The sequence below is a fragment of the Streptomyces azureus genome (genome assembly GCF_001270025.1).
GTDB lineage: Bacteria > Actinomycetota > Actinomycetes > Streptomycetales > Streptomycetaceae > Streptomyces > Streptomyces azureus.
Genome location: NZ_DF968360.1, coordinates 1 through 23,734, shown reverse-complemented (window position 1 = coordinate 23,734; position 23,734 = coordinate 1). Strand labels below are relative to the sequence as shown.

The following is a 23,734-nucleotide window of genomic DNA, read 5'->3' as shown; positions in this document are numbered from 1 at the left end:
CAACTGCTGAACCCGCCGCCTCAGGCCCGTTCCGGCAGCCACCCCAGGGCCCGTGAGATGCCGCGCGCCGCCACCCGTACCGCCGGGACCAGCACCGGCACCTGGGCGTCGGCGTGCGGCACCACGATGGACACGGCGGCGGCCACCGAGCCGTCCGCCGTGCGCACCGGCGCGGCCACCGACAGGGCGTCCTCCGTGATCTGACGGTCGCTCACCGCCACGCCTCTCCGGCGCACTTCAGCGAGTTCCCGCCGCAGCCGCGCCGCGTCGGTGATCGTGTACGGCGTGAAGGAGGCGAGTTCGCCCGCGCAGTACTCCTCGCGGAACTCCGGGTCCCCGTGGGCCAGCAGGGCGAGCCCGACCCCGGTGGCGTGCAGCGGCCAGCGCGCGCCGACGCGGATGTGCACGCCGACCGCCGAGCGCCCCGACAGCCACTCGATGTAGACGACGTCCGCGCCGTCCCGCACCGCCAGCTGCACGTTCTCGTGCGTCGCCTCGTACAGGTCCTCCAGGTACGGCAGCGCGATCTGCCGCAGGGCGAGGCCGCGCGGCGCCAGTGCGGCGATCTCCCACAGCCGGAGCCCGACGTGGTAGACGCCGGACTCGTCCCGTTCCAGGGCACCCCACTCGGTGAGCGCGCCCACCAGCCGGTGGGCGGTGGTCAGGCTCAGCCCGGCCCGCCGGCTGATGTCCGTCAAGCACAGGGCCGGGTGCTCGTGGTCGAAGGCCGCGAGGACGGACAGCAGCCGGTCGGTCGCGGTGGGGGCGCCCGCTGTGCGAGCGGAGCCGAGGACTCGCGGCAGAGCGGTCATGGCCGGGTGTCTCCCGGGTGGGCGAGGTCATGGGGGCGGGAGTAGGCGGTCGGCCGGTACGGGACGTAGCGGGGTTCGGCCGTCGGATCCTCGGCTGCCGCACGGGAGTTGAGGGCGGCGGGCGAGGTGTCCCAGCGGCCGGTGTCCAGGCGGTGTTCCAGGGTGTGCAGGGCGGCGAGCGTCTCGCCGGGGGTGAACGTGCAGTGGCCGGGGGCGTCGACGTAGGCCTGGCGCAACAGCGGTCCGGAGCCGGCCGCGCCGGCCGCCCGCCGGTAGGCGCTCTCCGCCTGCACCGGTATCAGCGCGTCACCGGTCGTGTGGATGTTCAGCTGGGGGTCGGCGAGCCGGCCGGAGAGCACGCTGGTGTTCCGCATCCACCGCACGGCCGGCGGATCGGCGGACACCCGGGGCGCCCGGCCCAGGGCCGAGAGGTCGGTACGCAAGGACAGTCCCGCCTCCTTGTAGAGCTCGGTCACCTCTTTGTACAGCGGGGAGCGGGCGAGCATGGCCGTGTAGTCGACACCGGTGTTCCACGACGGGTTGCCGCCCGCCCGGCTCTCGGCCTCCTGCCGCCAGCTGAAGGCGGGCATCTGGAGCAGGCCCCGGACTGCGGTGTACTGGTTGACCTGCTGGGTTTCCCAGTCCGTGGGGCCCGGCTCGGTCTGCGAGGCGTCGTTGTAACCGGGGATGTCGTGCAGGGCGGCGGCGAGGGCGATCCGGGCCCGGCCGTCGGGGGTCCGCTGGGCGGCGTCGACCTTCGTGGTGAGCGCCTTCCCGGCCGCCACCGCCTCCGTCTGGCCGGTGAAGCCCGTGAGCCGGATCCCGGAGTCCGGCGCGAGGAGCGTGCGCAGCGCGAACACCGGGTCCAGGGTGCTGTTCCAGTTGGCGACGCCGCCCTGCACCAGCCCGCACATCGACAGCGAACCGTCGAACCGGCCGGCGTGCCGTTCGGCGAGCATCGTGGTGACGAAACCGCCGTACGAGGTGCCCCAGGCGAGCGTCCGCCGCGCCTGCCCGAACTTCTCGGTGAACAGGTCCAGCGTGGCGAGCTGGTCGGGCACCGCCTCGGTGACGGCCCAGCCGGTCGTCGCGTACGAGGAGCCGATCAGGGCGTAGCCCTCGGCCAGCAGCTTGTCCCGGGCGGCCGCACCCGGGGTGTTCTGGGCCGGGTTGGGGGATCCGGCCGGGGTGTAGCCGTGGCTGTACAGCAGCACCGTGCCGTTCCAGGACGCGGGCACGTCCATCACGTACGCGGCGCCGGAGGGGAGCCGGCCCTCCAGGTGCGTGTCCGTGGCGGCGGCCTGCGCCGGCAGCGCGGTCGCCAGGGACAGGCAGGCGGTCAGCAGAGCGAGGCGGATCCTCAACGCGGGGTCCCTTCCAGGGTGGGGGTGACGGCGGCCGGGGAGTCCAGGGCGTCGGTGTGCGTCTCGCGCAGTCGCCACACGGTGACGGCAGTGATCGCCGCGCCCGCGCACAGCAGCAGCGAGACGGGTGTGCTCCCGCCGCCGTACGAGGCGAGGAGGCTGCCGGCGATCAGCGGCGAGAACCCGGCGCCGACCAGAGTGGCCGCCTGGTAGCCGAGCGAGGCGCCGGTGTAGCGGACGCGAGTGCCGAACATCTCGGTGAGCAGGGCACCGAGCGGCCCGTACATCGTGGACTGGGCGACGCCGTGTCCGAGGGCGAGGGCGAGGATCAGCAGTCCGGGCGAGCCGGAGTCGACCAGCGCCAGGACGGGGAAGGCGAGCGCGGCAGAGGCGACCGCTCCGGCGAGCACGACGGGCCGGCGGCCGACCCGGTCCGACAGCGCGGAGGCGGCGGGCAGGACGGCGAGGGCCACGCAGGAGGCGATGGTCACCGCGGTCAGCACCTGCGGGCGGGTGTACCCCTGGCCGACGGCGTAGGAGATCATGAAGCTGGTCAGCAGCGACTGCGTGGTGAACGCGCCGATGCCGACGCAGGCGGCGAGCAGCACGGGCTTCGGGCGGCGCAGCACCTCCACGATCGGCGGCTTGTCCACCGGTTCCCGCTTGACCTGGGCGAACAGCGGGCTCTCGGCGACCTTCAGGCGCACGAACAGCCCGACGGCCAGCAGCACGATGCTCAGCAGGAACGGCACCCGCCAGCCCCAGGAGCGGAACTCGTCGTCGGGCAGGCCGGCGACGATGGTGACCACACCGGCCGACAGGACGGAACCGAGCGGGGCGCCGAGCTGGGTGAAGCTGGACCACAGGCCGCGCCGGGAACCCTGCGTGTGCTCGGCGTGCTCGACGACCATCAGCATCGCGCCGCCCCACTCGCCGCCGATCGCGATGCCCTGCACCACGCGCAGGGCGACCAGCAGGATCGGGGCCCAGACGCCGATCGCGTCGTACGTCGGCAGCAGGCCGATGAGGAAGCTGCCGCAGCCCATCAGGACCATGGTCAGCAGCATCATCGACTTGCGGCCGATCCGGTCGCCGAAGTGGCCGAAGACGATGCCGCCGAGCGGACGGGCGAGGTAGCCCGCGGCGAAGGTGCCGAACGCCGCGATGGTGCCGACCGCCGGGTCGGCCCGGGGGAAGAACAGCTCGCCGAAGACGAGCGCGGCGACCGTGCCGTAGACGAGGAAGTCGTAGAACTCGACGGCCGTACCGAGCAGGCCGGAGACGGCCACGCGGCGCAACTGCCGGATATCGGGGGCGGATTGAGCGGCGGAGGGGGATGGCTGCACGGGAGCTCCCTGGGGACGGGTCTCGGTTAGCCGGTGAAGTTATGCATCCAGCGTGCAGCCGTCAATCATTTGCACAACATCAGTTCAGACCGTCCTCGGCGATCCGCAGCAGCAGCGCGTGCAGCGCCTCCCGGTCGGCCGGGTCCAGCGGGCCGAGGAGTTCGTTCGTGACCCGCTGGCCGGCCTCGTCGGTGTCGCGGAGGAACGCGCGGCCGCTCTCGGTCAGCGCGACGATCCGGCTGCGGCGGTCGTCGGGGGAGGGGCGACGCTCGGCGAAGCCCTGCTTCTCCAGGTCGTCGACCAGGCCGACGATCGCGCTCGGGTCGTAGCCGAGCCGGGTGCTCAGCTCGCGCTGGAGGGCGCCCTCCGAGGTGGCGAGGAAGCGCAGCACCGCGTAGTGGCGCAGGCGCAGGCCCGACTCCTGGAGGCAGGCGTTGAAGAGCTGTCCCGAGCGCAGGCCCAGGCGGTACAGCAGGTAGCCCGTGTCGGCGTGCAGCCCGCGCATCCACGGCTCGTGCGCGTCGATGGGGGCCGGGTTCGTGGCGTGCTGGCGGCTGATGGCGGGCTCCCTGGTCGTGCGGCGGTTCCGGTGCTGGGCACAGTCTTGCGCACCCCACGGTCGGCAACAACTATTGACGTCAACAATTATTGCTCTTAGCTTCGATCTCGAAGCAGCACCCGCGCCATGTAGCCGCACCGCATCCCGTGGATGCGCACCACCAGCATCACCATGTGAAGGGACCCGCCCGTGCCCAGCATCGATCTCACCGGCAAGGCCGCCGTCGTCACCGGAAGCGGCCGGGGCCTCGGCCTCGCCTACGCCCACGCCCTCGCCGCCCACGGCGCCTCCGTGGTCGTCAACGACGTCGACGAGGCGGTGGCCGAGGCGGCCGTGAAGTCCATCACCGAGGCGGGCGGCAGGGCCGTGGCGGAGGTGGTCCCGGTCGGTACGGCCGAAGCGGCGGACCGGCTGGTCGCCCGCGCGGTCGAGGAGTTCGGCCGGCTGGACGTCCTGGTCACCAACGCGGGCATCCTCCGCGACAAGGTGCTGTGGAAGATGACCGACGACGACTTCGACGCGGTGATCACCACCCACCTCAAAGGCACCTTCACCTGCGCCCGCGCCGCCGCCGTCCGGATGCGCGAGCAGGGCGAGGGCGGCTCGCTGATCCTGGTCGGCTCCCCGGCCGGCCAGCGCGGCAACTTCGGCCAGACGAACTACGCCGCCGCCAAGGCCGGCATCGCGGCGATGACCCGCACCTGGTCCATGGAGCTGGGCCGCGCGAACATCACCGTCAACGCGATCGTGCCGGTCGCCGCGACCGCGATGACCGAGACGATCCCGGCGTTCGCCCCGTACATCGAGGCCATGAGGAACGGCGAGCCGCTGCCTGACTTCCTGCGCAAGGGCGAGGGCTTCGGCACCCCCGAGGACTGCGCCGCCCTGGTCCCGTTCCTGGCCTCCGAGGCCGCGCGCGGCGTGACCGGTCAGTGCATCGGCATCGGCGGCGACAAGGTGGCACTCTGGTCGCATCCGCAGGAGATCAGGGCGGCCTACGCCGACGGCGGCTGGACCCCCGGCGCCCTGGCGGACGCCTGGCCCACCTCGGTCGGTGCCGAGCTCCAGTCGGTCGGCATCCCGGCGCCGAAGTTCCCGGAGGCGTGATGGACCTGAACGACCTCGTCGCGATCGACGTCCACACCCATGCGGAGGTCTCCTCCAAGGGCCACTCCTCCCTGGACGACGACCTGCACGACGCCTCCTCCGCCTACTTCAAGGTCGAGGGCAAGCGGAAGCCGACCCTGGAGGAGACGGCCGCCTACTACCGCGAGCGGAAGATGGCCGCCGTGATCTTCACGGTCGACGCCGAGTCCGCCACCGGCACCGCGCCCGTCCCCAACGAGGAGGTCGCCGAGGCCGCCGCCGCCAACGCCGACGTCCTCATCCCCTTCGCCTCCATCGACCCCTTCCGCGGGAAGGCGGGGGTGAAGCAGGCCCGCCGCCTGGTCGAGGAGTACGGGGTGAAGGGCTTCAAGTTCCACCCCAGCATCCAGGGCTTCTTCCCCAACGACCGGTCGGTGGCGTACGACCTGTACGAGGTGATCGAGGAGACCGGCACGATCGCCCTGTTCCACACCGGCCAGACCGGCATCGGCGCCGGCGTGCCCGGCGGGGGCGGCATTCGCCTCAAGTACTCCAACCCGCTGCACGTGGACGACGTCGCCGCCGACTTCCCGCACCTGAAGATCATCCTGGCGCACCCGTCGTTCCCCTGGCAGGACGAGGCCCTGGCCGTCGCCACCCACAAGCCGGGTGTGCACATCGACCTGTCCGGCTGGTCGCCGAAGTACTTCCCGCCGCAGCTCGTGCAGTACGCGAACACGCTGCTCAAGGACAAGGTCCTCTTCGGCTCCGACTTCCCCGTCCTCACCCCCGACCGCTGGCTCGCCGACTTCGACAAGCTGACGATCAAGGAAGAGGTCCGGCCGAAGATCCTCAAGGAGAACGCCGCCCGCCTGCTCGGGCTGACGACACCGTAAGGGGCGTGAGATGCGCAACGAGGGACTGGGGTCGTGGCCCGCACGCCGGGCCCGCAAGACCCCGCACCGCACCGCCCTGATCCACGGCGACACCACCCGCACCTACGCCAGCCTGTACGACCGCACCACCCGACTCGCCCACGCCCTGCGCGAGAGGGGCGTCCGCCGCGGCGACCGCGTCGCCTACCTCGGCCCGAACCACCCCTCCTATCTGGAGACCCTGTTCGCGGCCGGCACGCTCGGCGCGGTCTTCGTCCCCCTCAACACCCGGCTGGCCGGCCCCGAGATCGCCTACCAGCTTGCCGACTCCGGCGCCAAGGCCCTCGTCTACGGCCCCTCGCACGCCGGTCTGGTCGCGGGGCTGCCGGGCAGCACGGACGTCCGTACGTATGTCGAAGTGGGCGCCGAGTACGAGGAGGCACTGGCCGCGGCCTCCGAGGAGCCCATCGACACGCCGGTCACCCCGGACGACACCTGCATCGTCATGTACACCTCGGGGACGACCGGCCGCCCCAAGGGCGCGATGCTCACCCACGGCAACCTCACCTGGAACGCGATCAACGTCCTCGTCGACCACGACCTGATCGCCGACGAACGCGCCCTGGTCTCCGCCCCGCTGTTCCACACCGCGGGGCTGAACATGCTGACGCTGCCGGTCCTGCTGAAGGGCGGCACCTGCGTCCTGGTCGAGGCCTTCGACCCGGACGCCACCTTCGACCTGATCGAACGGCACCGGATCACCTTCATGTTCGGCGTGCCCACCATGTTCGACCAGGTGGCCCGGCACCCGCGCTGGCCGGACGCCGACCTGTCGTCGCTGCGCATCCTGACCTGCGGCGGCTCCCCGGTCCCGACCCCGCTGATCGCGGCGTACCAGAGGCGCGGCCTGACCTTCCTCCAGGGCTACGGCATGACCGAGGCGGCCCCCGGCACGCTGTTCCTGGACGCCGAGCACGCCGTCAGCAAGGCGGGGTCGGCGGGCGTGCCGCACTTCTTCAGCGACGTACGCGTCGTACGGCCCGACCTCGCGCCGGTCGACGTCGGCGAGGTGGGCGAGGTCGTGGTGCGCGGGCCGCACGTCATGCCCGGCTACTGGGGGCTGCCCGAGGAGACGGCCGCGTCCTTCGCGGACGGCTGGTTCCGCAGCGGCGACGCCGCCCAGGTCGACGAGGACGGCTACGTGCACATCGTCGACCGCCTCAAGGACATGATCATCTCCGGCGGCGAGAACATCTACCCCGCCGAGATCGAGGACCAGCTCCTCGCCCACCCGGACATCGTCGAGTGCGCGGTGATCGGGGTGCCGGACGACAAGTGGGGCGAGGTGCCCCGCGCGGTCGTCGTACCCCGCGAGGGCGTGGCCCTCGACCCCGACGAGGTGCTCGCGTCGCTCGCCGGCCGCCTCGCCAAGTACAAGATCCCGAAGTCGGTCGTGGTGGCGGACGAACTGCCCCGCACCGCCTCCGGGAAGCTCCTCAAATCCCGTGTGCGCAAGCGCTACGGCACCGACTCCCAGTGAAGGACGGCTCCATGAGCATCACCGTCAATGGCCTCGACGAACTGAAGAAGCTCGCGGGCAGCGACCTCGGCACCAGCGACTGGATCGAGGTCACCCAGGAGCGGATCGACACCTTCGCCGACGCGACCGGGGACCACCAGTGGATCCACGTGGACCCCGAGAAGGCGAAGGAGGGCCCCTTCGGCGCCCCCATCGCGCACGGCTACCTCACGCTCTCCCTCTTCATCCCGCTGTTCACCGAGCTCCTGGACGTCCAGGGCGTGACGACGAAGGTCAACTACGGGCTCAACAAGGTGCGTTTCCCCTCCCCGGTGAAGGTCGGCTCCCGCATCCGGCTGGTGGCAAAGCTCGCCGAGGTCGAGGAGGTGCCGGGCGGCGTGCAGATCACGGTCGACGGCGCCATCGAGATAGAGGGCGGCGCCAAGCCGGCCGCGGTGCTCCAGAGCCTGTCGCGGTTCTACGCCTGAGGCCGCCGTTCCGGGCCTGAGGCCGCGTTCTACGCCTGAGGCCGCGCGGGCACCAGGTCGAGCAGGCGTTCCGAGGCGTCACGCGCGAGCGGCGAGAGCCTCTCGTGCACGGCCCGGAACGTCTTCTCGGCCTGCTCCGCCGGCCAGTCGTCCGGCAGGTGCTTGACGGGCAGGCGCGGATCGCGCCGGACGATCCGCAGCCACTCGGTCTGGAGCCGCAGCCGCAGCACGAGCGCAGCGAGACGTGGGTCCCCCCCGCCGGAGCCCGGGGGAGCCTCGTCGGCGTCCGGCAGCTCGTCCTCCCACGGCTGCCAGCGCCGTACGAACGCCTCGTAGCGCCCGGCCAGGTCGGACAGCTCCCACGTCTCCTCGATCATCTGGCCGATGTCCATCCCGGCGTCGGCGTGCGCGCGGAAGACCTTCACATGGGCGGACAGGCCGAGCTCGGCCACCAGCGCCGACACGTCGACCTCGCCCGGCGCGATCCACAGGCCGTTGAACAGCGGGCCGAAGCCGCTCCAGGTCAGCTGGGAGCGCAGGTCGTGGCGCTGGCGCTGCCAGGACTCGGGCAGGGAGAAGCCGAGCAGGGTCCAGGTGCCGTCCCAGTGCCGGTTGACGGCGCCGGTCTGCCAGATGCGCCGCTCGCCGTCGCGCAGCACGGCCTCCGAACGCTCGGTCAGCCCGAAGTACATCCGGCGGCCCTCGCGCTGGCGGCGCAGCAGGTCCCGGTTCACCATCCGGGTCAGTGTCGAGCGGGTCGCCTGCTCGCCGATCCCGGCGCGGGCGAACACGTCGATGACGCTGCCCGAGTACACGCACACGTCGCGCCCGAGCACCTGGTCGCCCAGGAACGTCAGCATGAGGGACTGGGGCCGCAGCGACTCTTCACCGGTCACGCGGCCCACCGTACCTCCGCTCGATCAGTCGGCGACCTGCTTGTACGCGTGGACGGCCGTCGTCACCGCGCACACGCCCGGCGGGATCATCTGCGCCCGCAGGGTGCCGCTGTTCGTGTCGTAGTCGACGCCCTCCGTCTCGAAGGTGCCCGTGCACCCGCTGCGCTGCGGCAGCGCGAAGAGGCTCTTCACCGTGCCGGTGACCGGCTGCCCGTCCAGCTTGCGGGGCAGGTCGACCTGGAGCAGCGGCCGGATCTCCGGGAACAGGGTGCCCGAGGCGTCGTTCGAGGCGCACAGCAGACGGGTCCCGGTGACGAAGTCGCAGCCCTGGACGTCGCGCACGGGCTTGTCCAGGGTGATCTGCCCGGCTTCCCTCAGCTCGCCGCCGGTGGGCGGCGTGGAGGGGTTCAGCAGTGGCGCCGGGAAGACCTGGAGCCGGTTCCGCGTGCCCCACTCGCCCGACACCAGCCACCGGTCGTCGGGCGAGACGGTGGCGAAGGAGTTGTTCAGCTTCTCGCCCGGGTTCAGTGGGTGGACGTACTCGTAGCGCTTCCCGGCGGGGGTGGTGACCGCGAACATCTTGGACGTGGCCGTGTCCGGGCCCTGGTAGGCGTCGAAGACATGGCCGCGCGCGATGTCCGGGTCGCCTATGTGGTTCCATCCCTTGACCCGCAAATCCAGCGGGATGGAGGCCATCCCTCGGTACAGCAGGGATCCGTCCGCGCGGCTGGCCAGGCCCTGCCCGCCGCCGAGGGTGTCGGTGTACGCCGTGCCGGTCTCCGCCCACCGCGGGGCACCGACGGCCGACGCCGTCCCGGCGCCCAGTGTGAAGGCACCCAATAACGCGGAGGCGGCGAGCAGTTGACGTCTCATCAGGTCAGGCACCTTCCACGTCGACGAATACCGGGTTCGAATAGAACCACGTATCCGCCCACGGGTCACCGTCTCCGGGCGCGTGCGGAACCGGCCCGTGCGGGTCGACCGAGGCGCCGAGGTAGCCGGTGCCGTGCCGGTTGCCGTCGCTGCCACGCAGCCGGACGTAGAAGGACTCCTCGCCCGCGGCCAGTGGGATGCGCAGGGTGTAGGTGCCCGTGCGGCCGGAGACGTCCTGCGAGCGGACGACGCGGGTGTCGGGGGCCTTCCAGGTGTCGCGGTCGGCGACCGGGCCGCGTACCGCGCCGCGGATGACGTCCACGTGCGCCAACTCGGGCAGGACGCCCTGCGGGTTGGGCCGCGAGGCGGTCGTCACGGTGACGTCCAGGGTGAGCTTCTCGCCCTTGCGGACCCGCAGCCGGCCACCGAGCGTCACGCCCCGGCCCCGGTCGCGCTCCCGCTTCAGCCGGACGTCGAGCCCGTCGAGCAGATGCCCGTGGTCGAGCCAGACCCGGCCCGCGCGCAGCCCCGCCATGACCGCGCGGTAACCGTAGCGGGTGACGCCCACATGGGTACGGCTGAACTGTCCGGGCCAGAAGTCGCTGCCCGGCTGCGGGGTGTCCGTGTGCACCGGGTCGGGCAGCTTCCCGGTGCTGTCGAAGGTCTGGCCGGGCGGCCAGTCGCCGTTCTTCCAGGTGTCGAAGACGATCCGGTGGGCGTCGGAGTTGGTGGTGACCGAGAACAGCCGCCCCTCGGCGAGCATCGAGTCCCACAGGCCGCCGACGGTGGCGGTCGCCCAGTCGAAGCCGCCGTAGGTCAGATAGGCGTCCGCCGGGTAGCCGGGCCAGGACTGCGCGGACGGCTTGTTCTCGTACTCGCCGCGGATCGACGTGGCGCCGCGCCAGCCGGGGATGGCGGCGCCCTGGGCGCCCGGCGCGCCCTCCATGCCGATCATGATCCCGGGCGCCGCGTCCCGCCAGTTGCGCATCTCGTGCGGGGAGTCGATGCCCAGGCGCATGGGGTGGTTGGCGAGGACCAGCACGTCGTCGACGTAACCCGAACGGCGCTGCTGCGCCAGCCACTTGAGCGCCTTGACGGCGTGCGCCTCATTGCGGGCGGTGTCCGCGTCGGCGGGGCCGCCCTTGTCGTAGCCGAGCAGTTTGCCGTCGTACGCCAGCTCGAACCGCGAGAGCAGGTCCACCTCGTGCGGGCCGGGCGGTGAGAAGACCGTGCAGTGCTCGGCGGCCGGGATGTACCACTCCAGGCCTTGGAAGACCAGCTGACGCGGGTTCTCGGCGCGGGCCCTGAGGATCTCCTCGTGCTCCAGAAAAGCGCCGTACTTGGCGTGCCCGAGGTTGGAGTGCTCGGTGAACACCATCCAGTCCAGGCCGTACTTCGCTCCGGCGGCGGCCAGCTGGGAGAACGTGTACTTGGCGTCGTGGCTGTAGACGGTGTGGATGTGGTGGTCGCCGACGAGGTAGGCGAGGCGGGGGTCGTCGCCGCCGGAACCCCGTTCGGACGCTGCTGCCGGGGTGGTGGCCCCGAGGGTGAACGCGGCACCGAACAGGCCTGCGCGGCGGAGGAGTCGGCGACGGGAGACGCTCTGAGGGTCCAGGCCGGCGGGGGAGACGGACGGGTCGGCCCAGACGGGCAGCTGCTGTTCGGTCATGGTGATCCTCGTCAGGGGGTCAGTGGTTCATGAACGACGTGACGGGCAGCGCCCGCTCGACGATCCGGACGTCGCCGAGCCGTCCGTGCAGGATCTGGTCGATCTTCCCGGCGTACTCGTAGCCGCCCAGCAGCCACGGCAACCCCACCGAGGTGAGCCCGACGGCGGCGGCCTTCGGGTTGCGGACCACCGGGCAGCCCTCGACATACAGCGTGGTGTGCTCGCCGTCGTTGACGACCGCGAGGTGCCACCAGGTCTCCAGCGGGGTCTCCTGGCCCCAGTTGGTGGCGATGCCCCCCTGGTTGAGCGGGCGCACGGCCCACTGCGGCTCGCGGTCGTTGGACAGCGACAGCGTGGCCAGCGGCTCGTCCGGGTCGTCGGCGGTCTTGCCCGCGGCACCGCCCGTGCCGGTGCGGCTGACCAGGCCCGACCAGGCGTGGTGAGCGGGGTCCCAGTCGGCGGGGAGGCGGTAGAAGGCCTCGATGGTGTAACCGTCTCTGAAGGTCAGGGAGTTGAGCGGAGCGCTGTCGACCGTGCGCAGGTAGGCGCCCTTCAGTGGGGACTTGAAGCCCTGGAACTCCAGGCTGCCGTGGCCCGGCTGGTCGGGGTGGTGGTCCGCCGACCAGTCCAGCGCGCCGCCGCCCACCGTGACGAGCGCGAGGTCGTTGCCGCGCCCGGACAGGTCCCGGACCGTGCCGGCGACGGGCTTCTCGAAGCGCCAGTACGCCACCGTGCCCGGGACCAGCATCTTCGAGGCGGGCCGCGCCGGACGGGCGGGCACGGGCGCGAAGCCGGAGAAGCGCTCCCGGAAGTCGATCCCGACGGAGAACCGGTCGGCGTCGCCGCTCAGCTCCATCTCCTGCCGCTCCAGCTCGTTGAGCCCCTTCCTGGCCCGGCCCAGGATCCACGGGGATACCGTCTCCACGTCGATGACGTTTCGGTCCAGGTCGAACCGGTAGAGGCGGATCATCGCCGCGCCGCCGAAGTAGCGGTTCTGGTAGTTCGTCAGATGCAGGTGGACGTCGTGCCAGGCCGCGTTCTTCCGCGTCGCGCGGGCGGCGGGCCAGTAGTGCCCGTTGAGGGTGAGGAAGATCTGGTCGTGGTCCTCGATCAGCTGGTCCCACAGCTGCTGCCCGTACGCCGACAGGGAGTCGTCCTCGGCGACCAGCTCATGGGTGGTGAGGATGACGGGCGTCTTGGGATGCCGCGCCATGACCTCCTCCGCCCACGCGTAGCCCAGCGGCGACAGCCGCCAGTCCAGCGCGAGCACCATCCACTCCCGGCCGCCCGCGGTGAACAGGTGGAAGGTGTTGTAGCCGTCCGGGGAGGCACCGCCGAACGTCCGCTGCCCCTTGAACCGCTGCGGCCCGAAGGCGTCCAGATACGGCGTCGCACCGCGCTGGTCGGTCGTCGACGACTTCACGTCGTGGTTGCCGGCCAGGACGCTGTAACCGACGCCCCGCCGGTCCAGCAGTGAGAACGCCTCGCCGATCGCCGCGAACTCCTCCTTCGCACCGTTCTGCGTGAGGTCCCCGAGGTGGGACAGGAAGACGATGTTCTCCTCCCTGCCGTGCTCCAGCAGATAGCGCAGCGACGCCTCGACCGGTGCCTTGTCGATGCTCGGCCCGTCGAAGAGGTACTGCGTGTCCGGCATCACGGCGAGCGTGAAGCGGCGGCTGCGAGGGTCGGGACGCCAACTCGCCGGTGCCGCCCGGGCAGTGACGGCCGGCAGCGCTGCCACCGCCGTGGCGGTCGCGCCGAGCAGCGCGGTGGCGCGCAGGAAACCGCGTCTTCCGGCATCGGACCGGGGGGCCTCGCCCAGGGTGTGGTCATGCGAAACGCACACGGGTGCTCCATGAAGGGTGACGGGGAGGAAGTGTCCGGGAAGGTGACAGGGGGGTTCAGAGAACGCGCAGCGTCCAGCTCCAGCGATGGACACCGGCCGCGACGAGGTAGGTGGCGAAGGTGTCGGGCCCGCACGACGCCGTGCCCAGCCCGCGATGCGCCGCGTCGATGTGCACCACGCACCCGGGCCGCGGCACCAGTTCGTCGTGATGCGAGGCCGAGGCGAGGTCGGTCGCGCGATGGCGGGTCACGGAGACCTGGTGTGGCCGGTCCAGCCGCACCGCGAGCCCGGTCGCGTCCGGCGCGGACAGTGTGAACCGCCGCACGGCGTGCCGCCCGCCGCTCTCCTGGGGCCGTAGATACGGGGTGAACAGCTCGTCCACCGGCAGCGAGTGGTGGCCGACGGGCGCGCCCGCTCCCCGGTCCGGATACGACTCCCAGGGGCCCTGCCCGAACCACTCCAGCAGGCTCAGCCCGGCCGTCGTCTCGAAGACCGACCCGACCCGGGCCACGTCGTCCAGCGCCTCGGGCAGCTCGGCGCACTCCTCCACCAGCAGCCCGCCCTCGACCGCCGTGAACACCTGCTCGTGCCGGACGGTCCCGCCCCGGCAGAGGTAGTCGCAGACCACCGCCACCCGCCCCGGGTCACGCCGTACGGCGACGACCTCGCGGGCGAGCGCGTCGAGCCCCCAGTCCCGCCAGCGGGCCGCCATGCCGCCCAGTTCGTCGTTGTCGGTGGGCGCCCGCCACAGCGACAGCGTGGGCCCGGCCGTCAGCAGCGGATGGACCAGCAGCCCGTTCTCGTCGACCTCCACGGGGCGGTGCGTGACGGGGGCGTGCCGCACCGGGGACGCGTGCCGCAGGCGTGCCTGCGGCAGGCACACCACTGTGCCGCGCGGCGCCCACGGCTCGTCCCGGGCCGTCGTGACCCGCAGCGTCAGCCACGCTTCGCCGCCGTCCTCCGGCAGCTCGAACGGCAGCGGTACGGCGGCCGTCTCGCCCGGCCGCAGACCGGGCAGCTCGGCGGGGGCGGTCAGGGTACCGCCGTCGGCGAGGGACAGCTCCCATTCGCCGGACAGCCAGTCCAGGCCCCGGAAGTGCTGGTGGTTGCCCAGGACGACACCCTCGTGCCGGAAGCACTCGATCCGCAGCGGCGCGGCGATCTCCCGGTGCTCGAACATCACGGGCTTGGGGGTGCGGTCGGGGAAGACGACACCGTCGGCGATGAAGGCGCCGTCGTGGTCGGTCTCCCCGAAGTCGCCGCCGTACGCCCAGCGATGTCCGGGCGCGGCGACGCCGTTGCCGTAGAGCCCGGCGCCCCCACGCCCGGCCGGTCTGCCGTCGTTCACACGCTGGAGGATGCCGTGGTCCCAGAACTCCCAGATGAACCCGCCCTGAAGACCCGGGGTGGCCTCGATGGCCTCCCAATGGTCCGCGAGCGTGCCGTTGCTGTTGCCCATGGCGTGCGAGTACTCGCACTGGATGAGCGGCTTGGTCTGGGTGCCGGACATGGCGTGCGCGAGGCACTCCTGAAGCGGCGCGTACATCGGGCAGGCGATGTCGGAGGCCAGGTCCGGGTCGGCCCAGCCGCGCTTGGCCGCGCCCTCGTACTGCACCGGCCGGGTCGGGTCGTGCCGGCGTACCCAGCCCGCCGCCGCGTCGTGGTTGGCGCCGTAGTCGGACTCGTTGCCCAGCGACCAGATGATGACGGACGGATGGTTCTTGTCCCGCAGCACCGTCCGCGCGACCCGGTCGACGAAGGCGCCCAGATAACGCGGGTCGTCGGCGATCTCGTGCGCGTGGTCGTGCGACTCGATGTCGGCCTCGTCCACGACGTAGAAGCCGAGCTCGTCGGCCAGGTCGTACAGGGCGGGGTCGTTCGGGTAGTGCGCGGTGCGGATCGCGTTGAAGCCGAACCGCTTCAGCAGGACGAGGTCCGCGCGCATGTCGTCGTACGACACCGTCCGCCCCGTCAGCGGATGGAAGTCGTGCCGGTTGACGCCCCGGATGAACACGCGCTCTCCGTTGACCAGCAGGTCCCGGCCGGTGATCTCGACGTCACGGAAGCCGATCCGGTGGCTGGAGGTGTCGGCGACCGTGCCGTCGGCACGGTGGAGGCGGACGGTCAGGCGGTACAGCTCGGGCGTCTCGGCGGTCCAGGTGCGCACGTCCGGCACGGCGGCACGCAGCCGGGCCTCGCCGAGGAAGCCGGAGACGCGCTCGTCCTCGGCGTTGGCCCGGTCGAACTCCGTGTCCTGCGTGAGCAGTTGCCCGTCCAGCTCCCCGCTGACGTACCAGCCCTCGGGCAGGGCCCCGTCCGAGTCCCGCACGAGGCAGTCCACCCGCAGGGCACCGTCCCGCCGGGCCCGCACGGTCACGTCCGCGAGATGCAGGGGGTCCCTCGCGTACAGCAGCACCGAGCGGGTGATCCCGCCGTGCCACCACTGGTCCTGGTCCTCGATGTGCGAGGCGTCCGACCACTTCACGACGGTCAGGCGCAGGGCGGCCCGCTCCCCGGGACGCACCACGGACGTCAGATCGAACTCGGCGGCCAGGTGGGAGTCCTTGGAGATCCCGACCGGCCGCCCGTCCACGTGCACCAGCAGCACGCTCTCGGCGGCCCCGACCTGGAGCACGATCCGCCGCCCGGCCCACTCGGCCGGCACGTCCACCGCACGCTCGTACACGCCCGTCGGGTTGGCGGCGGGCACGTCCGGCGGGAACTCCGGGAACGGCATGCGGACGTTCAGGTACCGCGGAAGATCGTCCGTGCCCTGCATGGTCCAGACACCGGGGACGTACGCCGACGACCAGCCCTCGCCCACCGGGGCGTCCGGCGCGGGCAGCAGCTGGAAACGCCAGTCTCCGTCCAGCGAAACGGCCCCGGCCCTCCGGTCCACGGCGTTCATGGGCAGGCGGCCCCAGGAGGTCACCTCGGGTGCCTCCCAGGGGCGCAGGGCGATCAGGGGATCGGGAAGTGCGTCGGTCATGACCATTCCGAAGTCGGTGCGGTGGGCCGGGGCAGGGCACGGCCCCGCAGGCCCCAGGCGGGGTCGACGGGGATGCCGAGACGGTCCAGGACGGTGGGGGCGATGTCGATGAGGCGGGGCGTGTCCAGCCGGGTGCCGCCGGGCACGCCGGGCTCGGCGAGGACGACGAAGACCTCTCGCTCGGCACGCGTGTCGCCTCCGTGGCCGCCGGTGTCGAGATGTCCGTGGTCCGTGGTGACCAGCACCGTCCACTGCTCGTCCGCACGGGCGGGGTCGGAGCGCCGGGAGCCGATCGCGTCCAGCAGCCGCCCGAGGTGGGTGTCCTGGGTGAGAAGGGTACGGTCGTAGGCGGGGCTGAGGGGGCCCGTGGCGTGGCCGGCCTCGTCGGTGGCGCCGAAGTACACGAACACGACGTCCGGGTCGTCCTCGGTGAGCCACTGAGCGGCGGTGCGGGCGACGAGGCGGTCCGCGCTCTCGTAGCCGTCGGACTCGCCGTCGTAGGGCACGCGTCGGCCGATGGCCGGGCCGAGGGTGCCGCGGTGGACCAGTTCCGGCCAGGACACCGCGGCCGCGGTGCGCAGCCCGGGCCGCGCGCTGACGGCGCGGCTGAGGAAGTCGGGGTAGCGGGTGTAGTCGGCGCCGGTGAAATCGTTGCCGGTCACCCCGTGGCGGTCCGGCCACACCCCGGTCAGCACGCTCGACCAGCCGGGGCCGGAGTCGGTGTAGGCCATGCTGGTCGACGGTCCGTGCTCGGCCTGACCGTCCGCCTCGCCGTAGGGCAGCAGGCTGCGGCCGTGGGCGCCCGCGGCCATCAGGCCGTGCAGCACGGGTGCCGTGGACGGCGAGCGAAGCGAGACGGGGGTCCCCCCGGCCGGAGGCTGGGGGAGGGGCAGCCGGTCGAAGCGCACCCCGTCCATCCCCACCACGAGCACCCTGCCGCGCCCCGGCCCCTCTTCACCGGTGACATCCACCACCGCGTCCCTCCCTCCCGGCAGCGGTTCAGCTGCCCTGGACCGCGCCTTCGGTGGCGCCCGCGATGAAGCCGCGAGCGAAGATGGCGAAGACCACGACCAGCGGCAGGGCCGCCATGAGCACCCCGGCCATGACCATGCTGTAGTCGGTGGTGTGGCCGACATGGAGCTGGGCGAGTTCCACCTGGAGCGTGACGTGGCTGGGGTCGGTGAGCACGATGAGCGGCCAGACGTAGTCGTTCCAGGCACCGACGAAGACGTAGATGGCGAGGAAGGACAACGCGGGCCTGATCATCGGCAGCGCGACGTTCCAGTACTGACGGAAGAACCCGGCGCCGTCGATGCGCGCCGCGTCGAGCAGTTCGTCGGGCACACCGTTCTCGATGTACTGGCGCAGCCAGAAGATGCCGAAGGCGTTGGCGAGGGCGGGTGGGACCAGCGCCTTGAGCATGCCGACCCAGCCGATCTCGGACATGAGGATGAACTGCGGCAGGACGGCCAGCTGGAGCGGCAGCATCATGAACACCAGCAGCGTGCCGAAGAGCACCTTGCGCCCGGGGAAGTCGAACTTGGCGAAGGCGAAGGCCGCCAGCGAGTCGACGAACAGCACCAGGACGGTGGTGGCGCACGCGACGACGATCGTGTTGAGCATCGACCCGAAGAAGTCGATGGTGTCGAGCACATGCCGGATGTTCTCCAGCAGGTGGGAGCCGAAGGTCAGCTTCGGTGGGCTCTTGTAGATGTCCTGGGTGGTGTTGGTCGCCATGACGATCGTCCACACGAACGGGAAGACCGAGACCAGGACGGCCAGGAGGAGGAGGATGTGCGCGGTCAGGCCCTTGGGGCGGCGCAGCCGCCTCGCGCGTGTGGCCGGCCGCGTCGTGACCGCTGCCGTCATGACTTCCTCCCTCGCTGCACGATGCGCCAGTTGATGACGACGAGCACGATGATCAGTACGAAGAAGGCCCACACGATGGCCGCGCCGTAGCCGTAGTCGTTGTTGAGGAAGGCCGACTGGTAGAAGTACAGCAGCGTGGTCAGGCCTGCCTGGCCCGGGCCGCCGAGGTTCTGGTTGGCGGCGTTGCTGGCGAAGAGGACCTGGGGTTCGCTGAAGCTCTGCAGGCCGTTGATGGTCGAGACGATGACGGTGAACAGGATGATCGGCCGCATGATCGGGACGGTGATCTGGAAGAAGGTGCGGACGGGACCGGCGCCGTCCATCTTGGCCGCCTCGTAGATCGAGTTCGGGATGGCCTGGAGGCCGGCCAGATAGATGATCATGTTGTAGCCGGTCCACATCCAGGTCATCAGCAGCGCGATGACCACCTTGATCAGCCACGGGTTGCTCAGCCACGGGACGGGCGAGATGCCGACCGTGCCCAGGATCGCGTTGACCAGACCGAAGTTGTTGCTGAACACCGCGCCGAAGAAGATCGCCACGGCGACGATCGAGGTGACGTTCGGCACGTAGAGGGCGATGCGGTAGAAGCCCTTGAAGCGGCGCACCGAATGCAGCAGCGTCGCCAGGACCAGGGCGCCGAAGAGCGTGGGAACGGTGGACAGGACCCAGATCACCAGGGTGTTGCGGATCGACAGCCAGAAGATCGGATCGTTCCAGAGGAACTCGAACTGCTGCAGGCCCACGAACTGCTTGATGCCGAGGCCGTCGTAGCGCTGGAAGGCCAGGTACAGCGAATAGAAGACGGGGAAGAAGGAGAAGGCGATGAAGATCAGGTAGAACGGCGAGATCGCCAGGTACTGCCGCCAGTACGACAGCACCCCGCGACGGCTGGGCCGAGCGGCGCCCGCGGGCGGGGTGCGCCGCGGGCGGAACCGGGCCGGGCCCGGCCCGCCGCGGTGCTCGTGCACCGCGGCGGGGCCGGTGACCGGAGGTGACGACACCTCAGTTCACCCCCTGCCGCCGGGCGATCTGCTTGGCCTGGCTGACCGCGTCCTTCCAGGCGGCGTCGGGCTTCTTGCCCTTGGCCTCGATGTTGGTCAGTTCGGTGAAGTAGGGGGCCATGACCGCGGCGTCGGCGGGTGCCTCATAGCTGACCGGGATGGACTCGGCGGCCGGGCCGAAGACCTCGATGATCTTCTGCCCGCCGAAGAAGGCGTCGGGGCCCGTCATGGCCGGCATGGCGTACGCCTCCGGGGAGGCGGGGAAGATGGCGGCGTCGGTGAAGCCCCGGGCGTTGTTGGCCGGGCTGAGGATCCAACTGATGATCTTGAATGCCTCTTCGGGGTTCCGGCACTGCTTGGGCAGGGCCAGGTAGGAGCCGCCCTGGTTGGCCGGTCCGCCGGGCGTCGCACAGACCCGCCACTTGCCCTTGGTGCCCGGGGCGGCCTGCTCGATGTCCAACGCGTGCCAGGCCGCGCCGAGTTCGGTGGTGAGGTTCTTGCCGATGGCGGCGTTCCAGGTGTTGTCGTTGATCCTGGCGTCGATGCCGAGCGTGTGGGGGCGGACCGCCGTCGTCCACGCCGCCCGGATGTGGTCCTGGTCGCCGATGAAGTGGTTGCTCTCGTCGATGAACCGCTTGGTGCCCTGGCCGACCGCGATGTTGAACACCGAGCCGATGTTGTTGATCAGGTAGGAGCCGGGCACCGCCTTCTTCAGCTCGGAGCCGAGCGCGAAGTAGTCGTCCCAGGTCTTGGCCTCGGCGGCGACCTTGGCCGGGTCGGTGGGCAGCCCTGCCTTGCGGAACAGGTCCGCGCGGTAGAAGAGCGCGGTGGGGCCGATGTCGATCGGGAACCCGATCTGCTTGCCGTCCTTGGTCTGGGCGAGCTTGGTCTTCCACTCCAGGTACTGGGACGAGATCTTCTTGAAGCCCAGGTCGTTCAGGTCGAGGAAGCGGTCGGCGTTGGGCAGGAAGGACGCGATGTCCTCGCCCTTGATGCCGGTGATGTCGGGCACGGAGCTGCCCGCCGCGAGGGTGGTGGTGAGCTTCTGCTTGAAGTCGCCGCCGATGGAGGCGGCGGTCAGCTTGACCTGGCTGCCGAAGTGCGTCTTGGCCTCCGCGACCACCTTGTCGCTCAGCGCGCCACCCCAGTACCACATGGTGAGGCTCTTGCCGTTCTTGGTACCGCCCGATCCCGAGCCGCCGCCGCATGCGACGGTCAGGCCGGAGGCGGCTGCGGTGAGCGCGGCGGCCTGGAGGAAGCCTCTACGAGAAAGGTCCACGGGTCACTCCTGTTTTTCCTGTTCGTGGTGGCGAGGGGTGTGTGAAAGTCAGTGCTGCCGTGCGGGAGGGGTGACAGGGGCGTACGCGACCGGCGGCCCGGGGTTCTCCGGGAGCCGGTCCGCCAGGAAGCCGTAGGCCCGCTTCAGATCGGGGTCGGTCAGGGAGTGCCACCAGCGGTCGACGCCGTACCAGCCGGGGGCGGCCAGCGCCCCGCCGTGGTGCCGGACGGACAGCCCGGCGGCGAGCACCGCGAACCGCAGCCGTTCCGCGAGCGGCCAGCCCCCGAGCGAGGCGGTGACGAACGCGGCGCCGAAGACGTCCCCGGCACCCGTCGCGTCCAGGACCTCGACGTCGAGGGCGGGCACGTCGGCGTACTCGCCGGTCGTCTGGTCGACGGCCACCGCCCCGTCCCCGCCCCGGGTGACCACCGCGACCGGCACCAGCTCGGACAACGTGCCGAGCGCGGCCACCGCGCTGTCCGTGCGGGTGTAGGCCATGGCCTCCGTCTCGTTCGGGAGGAAGGCGTGGCACAGCGCGAGCTGGTCCAGAAGGGCCGTGGACCACACCTGGGTGGGGTCCCAGCCGACGTCGGCGTAGATCTGCGTGCCGTTGGCGGCGGCCTTGGCGAGCCACCGGCGGGGCTCCGCCTCGAGGTGCACCAGGGCGGTACGCGCCGCGGGCGGGTCGCCCACCAGCACGTCCTGCGAGTACGGCGGCTCCTGGCCGTGGGTGACCAGGGCACGGTCCGTGCCGTGAGCCAGGGCGACGGTGACCGGGGTGGGCCAGCCGTCGGCCGTACGGGAGAGCGAGAGGTCGACGTCCTCCTGGTCGCACAGGATGTCCCGGCAGCACTCGCCGTAGAGGTCGTCGCCGAACACCGTGGCCAGCGAGGTGCGCAGGCCGAAGCGGCTGGCCGCCACCGCAAGGTTGGCGATGCCGCCCGGGCCGCAGCCCATGCCCGTCGTCCAGATCTCCTCGCCCGGGGCCGGGGGCTTTCCGAGCCCCGTGAGGACGAGGTCGTAGAAGAGCAGCCCGGTCAGCAGCACATCGGGCCGGTCGTCGTCCACGGATGGGTCCTCTCGTTCGGAAGCGTTCGAGGAGCCCACCCCGCGAGCTCGTCAAAACTCTCCATCGGTGACCGGAATCGTGCGCCGCTCGGCGGGATTGGTCAATACCCGAGCAGAAGTGAGCATGGAAATGATTGAAGATGACGAGTAGTGTTCAGGCCGTGCTGGCAGAACGACGACACCAACTCATCCTGCGGGCCCTGCGCTCCGGCGGGCCCGCCTCCGTGACCGACCTCTCGGAGCAGCTGGGCGTGAGCCCCGCCACCATCAGGCGCGACCTGGTCAAACTGGAAGAGGACGGGCTGCTCACGCGTGTCCACGGAGGTGCCGTGCTCGAGGAGGGCGACCAGCCCTTCGCCGAGGTCGCCGAGGTGCGCGTGGCCGAGAAGGACGCCATAGCCCAGCGCGCGGCGGCCATGGTGAGGGACGGCCAGTCGGTGCTGCTGGACATCGGGACCACGGCCTACCGCCTGGCCCGGCAGCTGCACGGCCGCCGGCTCACCGTGATCACCAGCAACCTGGTGGTCTACGAGGAGCTCGCCGACGACGAGGGCATCGAGCTGGTCCTGCTCGGCGGCATGGTCCGCCGCGAGTACCGCTCCCTGGTCGGCTTCCTCACCGAGGACAATCTGCGCCAGCTGCACGCCGACTGGCTCTTCCTCGGCACCAGCGGCGTACGGCCCGGCGGGCAGGTCATGGACACGACGGTCGTGGAGGTGCCCGTCAAGCGCGCGATGATCAAGGCCGGCGAGAAGGTCGTGCTGCTGGCCGACGCGGCGAAGTTCCCGGGGCACGGCATGGCGAAGGTCTGCGGTCCCGAGGAGCTGGACGTGGTGGTGACGAACGAGCCCGTCGACACGGCGACGCGGGCCTCTTTGCAGGAGGCCCGCGTCGAAGTCGTTGTGGCGGGAAAGGTGCAGGCTTGAACCCTCCCCCAGCTGAAGCGGGGGGATTCCTGGCTCAGGACGCCTCACCGTTCAGTGAACAGCGAGGTCTTACACCCTCGACACCAGCCGGGTTGGAACCAGCCCGGGGTCTTGAAGCAAGTTCAAGGAGGTGGCGCGTGCTTGGTTCTCGCAACGTACTGCGCGTAGCCGACCGAATCGGAGGAACTCGGTGAAGCTGACGATTCTGGGCGGCGGAGGATTCCGCGTGCCGCTGGTGTACGGGGCACTCCTCCAGGACCACGCCGAGGGCCGGGTGACGCACGTCGTCCTGCACGATCTGGATCCCGCGAGACTGTCCGCGGTGACACGCGTCCTCGCCGAGCAGGCGGCCGGTGTCCCCGACGCGCCCGAGGTGACCGCCACCACCGATCTGGACGAGGCCCTGCGCGGCGCCGACTTCGTGTTCTCCGCGATCCGCGTCGGCGGTCTGGAGGGCCGCGCGAACGACGAGCGCGTGGCTCTGGCCGAGGGTGTCCTCGGCCAGGAGACGGTCGGCGCGGGCGGCATCGCCTACGGCCTGCGCACGGTCCCGGTCGCCGTCGACATCGCCCGGCGGGTCGCCCGCCTGGCGCCGGACGCCTGGGTCATCAACTTCACCAACCCGGCCGGCCTGGTCACCGAGGCCATGTCCCGCCACCTCGGCGACCGCGTCATCGGCATCTGCGACTCCCCGGTCGGCCTGGGGCGCCGCATCGCCCGGGTGCTCGGCGCGAACCCGAAGGAAGCCTGGATCGACTACGTCGGCCTCAACCACCTCGGCTGGGTGCGCGGCCTGCGCGTCGCCGGCCGCGACGAGCTCCCGCGCCTGCTCGCCGACCCGGACCTGCTCGGCTCCTTCGAGGAGGGCAAGCTCTTCGGCGCCGACTGGCTCCGGTCCCTGGGCGCGATCCCCAACGAATACCTGCACTACTACTACTTCAACCGGGAAGCCGTACGCGCCTACCAGCAGGCCGAGAAGACCCGCGGCGCCTTCCTGCACGACCAGCAGGCCCGCTTCTACGCCGAGATGCGCAACCCGGACGCCCCCGCGTGGAAGGTCTGGGACCGGACCCGCGCCGAGCGCGAGGCCACCTACATGGCCGAGAACCGCGAGAGTGCCGGCGCTGGAGAACGCGATGAGGACGACCTGTCCGGCGGCTACGAGAAGGTGGCCCTCGCGCTGATGCGGGCGATCGCGCGGGACGAGCGCACGACCCTGATCCTCAACGTGCGCAACCAGCGCACCCTGTCGGTCCTGGACACGGA

General features: G+C 71.2%; 20 protein-coding genes. 6 read left to right on the top strand and 14 right to left on the bottom strand.

Annotation, left to right across the window (positions count from 1 at the left end; all coding sequences use genetic code 11):
- Positions 1–20: 20 nt before the first annotated feature.
- The 4 genes from AOQ53_RS28455 to AOQ53_RS28440 all read right to left on the bottom strand — a co-directional run bounded on the left by AOQ53_RS28455 (position 21) and on the right by AOQ53_RS28440 (position 4,027).
- Positions 21–812, bottom strand: a complete 792-nt coding sequence (locus tag AOQ53_RS28455; RefSeq protein ID WP_059421580.1) for an IclR family transcriptional regulator — start codon at positions 810–812, stop codon at positions 21–23.
- Entirely contained in the window at positions 809–2,176 is a 1,368-nt protein-coding gene (locus AOQ53_RS28450; RefSeq protein ID WP_059421579.1) for an alpha/beta hydrolase family protein, read from the bottom strand. The genes AOQ53_RS28455 and AOQ53_RS28450 overlap by 4 nt, the downstream gene beginning before the upstream one ends.
- Positions 2,173–3,522 (bottom strand): MFS transporter, encoded by a 1,350-nt coding sequence (locus tag AOQ53_RS28445; protein ID WP_059421575.1) that lies wholly within the window; start codon positions 3,520–3,522, stop codon positions 2,173–2,175. Before AOQ53_RS28445 ends, AOQ53_RS28450 begins: the two co-directional genes overlap by 4 nt.
- Before the next feature lie 79 nt (positions 3,523–3,601).
- Complete coding sequence (locus AOQ53_RS28440; protein ID WP_059421572.1) at positions 3,602–4,027, bottom strand: MarR family winged helix-turn-helix transcriptional regulator; 426 nt, start codon at positions 4,025–4,027, stop codon at positions 3,602–3,604.
- A gap of 243 nt (positions 4,028–4,270) precedes the next feature.
- On the opposite strand from AOQ53_RS28440, the gene AOQ53_RS28435 reads away from it, so the two are divergent.
- The 4 genes from AOQ53_RS28435 to AOQ53_RS28420 are packed head-to-tail and all read left to right on the top strand — an operon-like array spanning position 4,271 to position 8,049.
- Positions 4,271–5,188 (top strand): SDR family NAD(P)-dependent oxidoreductase, encoded by a 918-nt coding sequence (locus AOQ53_RS28435; protein ID WP_059421571.1) that lies wholly within the window; start codon positions 4,271–4,273, stop codon positions 5,186–5,188.
- Positions 5,188–6,063 carry an amidohydrolase family protein gene (locus AOQ53_RS28430; protein ID WP_059421570.1) on the top strand — a complete coding sequence of 292 codons (876 nt, stop codon included), beginning with the start codon at positions 5,188–5,190 and terminating at the stop codon, positions 6,061–6,063. Before AOQ53_RS28435 ends, AOQ53_RS28430 begins: the two co-directional genes overlap by 1 nt.
- Positions 6,064–6,073: 10 nt before the next feature.
- Positions 6,074–7,582 (top strand): acyl-CoA synthetase, encoded by a 1,509-nt coding sequence (locus AOQ53_RS28425; protein ID WP_059421569.1) that lies wholly within the window; start codon positions 6,074–6,076, stop codon positions 7,580–7,582.
- 11 nt (positions 7,583–7,593) lie between these two features.
- Positions 7,594–8,049 (top strand): MaoC family dehydratase, encoded by a 456-nt coding sequence (locus AOQ53_RS28420; RefSeq protein WP_059421568.1) that lies wholly within the window; start codon positions 7,594–7,596, stop codon positions 8,047–8,049.
- A 29-nt stretch (positions 8,050–8,078) separates the two neighbouring features.
- Here AOQ53_RS28420 and AOQ53_RS28415 read toward each other — a convergent pair whose 3' ends face one another.
- The 10 genes from AOQ53_RS28415 to AOQ53_RS28370 all read right to left on the bottom strand — a co-directional run bounded on the left by AOQ53_RS28415 (position 8,079) and on the right by AOQ53_RS28370 (position 21,542).
- Positions 8,079–8,945 carry a PaaX family transcriptional regulator gene (locus tag AOQ53_RS28415; RefSeq protein ID WP_078945555.1) on the bottom strand — a complete coding sequence of 289 codons (867 nt, stop codon included), beginning with the start codon at positions 8,943–8,945 and terminating at the stop codon, positions 8,079–8,081.
- 24 nt (positions 8,946–8,969) lie between these two features.
- A complete protein-coding gene (locus AOQ53_RS28410; RefSeq protein WP_059421567.1) occupies positions 8,970–9,818 on the bottom strand; it encodes a hypothetical protein in 849 nt (282 codons plus the stop codon).
- Positions 9,819–9,822: 4 nt separating this feature from the next.
- Positions 9,823–11,487, bottom strand: coding sequence for a PHP domain-containing protein (locus AOQ53_RS28405; RefSeq protein WP_059421565.1), 1,665 nt, complete (start codon positions 11,485–11,487; stop codon positions 9,823–9,825).
- Positions 11,488–11,506: 19 nt separating this feature from the next.
- Positions 11,507–13,333 carry a LamG-like jellyroll fold domain-containing protein gene (locus AOQ53_RS28400; protein ID WP_059421564.1) on the bottom strand — a complete coding sequence of 609 codons (1,827 nt, stop codon included), beginning with the start codon at positions 13,331–13,333 and terminating at the stop codon, positions 11,507–11,509.
- Between the two features lie 55 nt (positions 13,334–13,388).
- Positions 13,389–16,322, bottom strand: coding sequence for a glycoside hydrolase family 2 TIM barrel-domain containing protein (locus tag AOQ53_RS28395; RefSeq protein WP_059421563.1), 2,934 nt, complete (start codon positions 16,320–16,322; stop codon positions 13,389–13,391).
- Positions 16,319–17,296 carry an alkaline phosphatase family protein gene (locus AOQ53_RS28390; protein WP_408055198.1) on the bottom strand — a complete coding sequence of 326 codons (978 nt, stop codon included), beginning with the start codon at positions 17,294–17,296 and terminating at the stop codon, positions 16,319–16,321. The genes AOQ53_RS28395 and AOQ53_RS28390 overlap by 4 nt, the downstream gene beginning before the upstream one ends.
- Before the next feature lie 25 nt (positions 17,297–17,321).
- Positions 17,322–18,191: a carbohydrate ABC transporter permease gene (locus AOQ53_RS28385; RefSeq protein WP_059421561.1), complete on the bottom strand. Its 870-nt coding sequence runs from the start codon at positions 18,189–18,191 to the stop codon at positions 17,322–17,324.
- Positions 18,188–19,072 (bottom strand): carbohydrate ABC transporter permease, encoded by an 885-nt coding sequence (locus AOQ53_RS28380; protein WP_059421641.1) that lies wholly within the window; start codon positions 19,070–19,072, stop codon positions 18,188–18,190. Before AOQ53_RS28380 ends, AOQ53_RS28385 begins: the two co-directional genes overlap by 4 nt.
- Before the next feature lie 124 nt (positions 19,073–19,196).
- Positions 19,197–20,474 (bottom strand): ABC transporter substrate-binding protein, encoded by a 1,278-nt coding sequence (locus AOQ53_RS28375; protein ID WP_059421560.1) that lies wholly within the window; start codon positions 20,472–20,474, stop codon positions 19,197–19,199.
- 48 nt (positions 20,475–20,522) lie between these two features.
- Positions 20,523–21,542, bottom strand: coding sequence for a carbohydrate kinase family protein (locus AOQ53_RS28370; RefSeq protein ID WP_059421559.1), 1,020 nt, complete (start codon positions 21,540–21,542; stop codon positions 20,523–20,525).
- Between the two features lie 161 nt (positions 21,543–21,703).
- Between AOQ53_RS28370 and AOQ53_RS28365 the strand changes: the two genes are divergently transcribed.
- Positions 21,704–22,468 (top strand): DeoR/GlpR family DNA-binding transcription regulator, encoded by a 765-nt coding sequence (locus tag AOQ53_RS28365; RefSeq protein WP_059421557.1) that lies wholly within the window; start codon positions 21,704–21,706, stop codon positions 22,466–22,468.
- Positions 22,469–22,658: 190 nt separating this feature from the next.
- A partial coding sequence (locus tag AOQ53_RS28360) for a family 4 glycosyl hydrolase (protein WP_059421556.1) occupies positions 22,659–23,734 on the top strand: 1,076 nt, incomplete at its 3' end.

What these genes read in the sequence shown, in the direction of transcription:
- AOQ53_RS28425 (WP_059421569.1), top strand. Translation starts at nt 6,074, where the DNA reads ATGCGCAACGAGGGACTGGGGTCGTGGCCCGCACGCCGGGCCCGCAAG.
- AOQ53_RS28410 (WP_059421567.1), bottom strand. Translation starts at nt 9,818, where the DNA reads ATGAGACGTCAACTGCTCGCCGCCTCCGCGTTATTGGGTGCCTTCACA.
- AOQ53_RS28440 (WP_059421572.1), bottom strand. Translation starts at nt 4,027, where the DNA reads ATGCGCGGGCTGCACGCCGACACGGGCTACCTGCTGTACCGCCTGGGC.
- AOQ53_RS28455 (WP_059421580.1), bottom strand. Translation starts at nt 812, where the DNA reads ATGACCGCTCTGCCGCGAGTCCTCGGCTCCGCTCGCACAGCGGGCGCC.
- AOQ53_RS28385 (WP_059421561.1), bottom strand. Translation starts at nt 18,191, where the DNA reads ATGACGGCAGCGGTCACGACGCGGCCGGCCACACGCGCGAGGCGGCTG.
- AOQ53_RS28395 (WP_059421563.1), bottom strand. Translation starts at nt 16,322, where the DNA reads ATGACCGACGCACTTCCCGATCCCCTGATCGCCCTGCGCCCCTGGGAG.
- AOQ53_RS28420 (WP_059421568.1), top strand. Translation starts at nt 7,594, where the DNA reads ATGAGCATCACCGTCAATGGCCTCGACGAACTGAAGAAGCTCGCGGGC.
- AOQ53_RS28405 (WP_059421565.1), bottom strand. Translation starts at nt 11,487, where the DNA reads ATGACCGAACAGCAGCTGCCCGTCTGGGCCGACCCGTCCGTCTCCCCC.
- AOQ53_RS28430 (WP_059421570.1), top strand. Translation starts at nt 5,188, where the DNA reads ATGGACCTGAACGACCTCGTCGCGATCGACGTCCACACCCATGCGGAG.